1 protein-coding gene is annotated in these 961 nt (G+C 30.1%); it reads left to right on the top strand.

The window, feature by feature from the left end; translation table 11 throughout:
* The first annotated feature begins 181 nt into the window (after nucleotides 1–181).
* Nucleotides 182–733 carry a hypothetical protein gene (locus HA632_RS01875; RefSeq protein WP_176305549.1) on the top strand — a complete coding sequence of 184 codons (552 nt, stop codon included), beginning with the start codon at nucleotides 182–184 and terminating at the stop codon, nucleotides 731–733.
* Nucleotides 734–961 lie beyond the last annotated feature (228 nt).

Genomic DNA, 961 nt, shown 5'->3' with positions numbered 1-961 from the left:
TTTCTTAGCCGGAAACTACTAAGTTCGAATTTTGATTATATTTACAACTACAAATTGAAAAAGTCGCCACTGTGTGAAGCCGCAGGACGTTATACGCCATTTTATGAAACACGTTTTAACAATAATGTTTTTCTTTTTTTACAATTTTTCCAATTGTCAAACTATTGACAAATCGGATTTATTGAGACAAGAAATTACATCTGAATTAAGTGAAAATGGAATAGACAAGTTTTTCTTTTTAAAGAAAACCAGTCCATCGCCGAGTGTAATAGAATATGAAGACAACCGTAGAGAAAGTTATTTTGAATTCACTTCTTATGTATTTTGGGAAGAAAACTCAAAAATATATATTCAGAAATTTGACTTTTCCGGGAAATATCAACCAAGAGTGATTGAAAGTTTTTCAGGGTTTCAATTAATTTCACAAAACTTACAAAAAATGAAAAATGAGTTTGTTAAGCCTTACGAAGAAATAGTAGATGGTAAACAAAATCAATTTGTTAATCCTATACAATATAAATTCAATCTTCATTTTAATATTTACAAAGATGAATTTGAAAATAATTTCGGTGAATTTGAATTGGAGAAAAACCGTGGCTTTATAAATTCTGGCGCCGAAATAAAGAACATAAACTATATCAGCAACAGAGAATTAAAAATTATTGAGTTATTTACTTTATGCAATATAGAAATTCAAAAGTTGGAAAAAGTAAAACTGGAAAGATTGAAATAAAACAGCGTATAACAGCAGTTTGCAACAACTGCGTGGCATGGTTTGTCCACCGAATTTTCTGCGAAAATTAAAAGCCAAGTTTTGTACTTGGAATCATTAGTAATAAATCGTCGCAGCTGTTGCAAGCCGCGGCACGTTATAGGCAAGCTTTCACCAAGTTTGCGAAGAAAAAAAATCTAAATGAAAAAATATTCGATAGAGAATTTAATCATAGTGCATAAACATATT

The sequence above is a fragment of the Flavobacterium sp. J49 genome, from assembly GCF_011742145.1.
Lineage (GTDB): Bacteria > Bacteroidota > Bacteroidia > Flavobacteriales > Flavobacteriaceae > Flavobacterium.
Note: the sequence above shows the minus strand (reverse complement) of the source record. Positions and strands in the feature narration are given on the sequence as shown.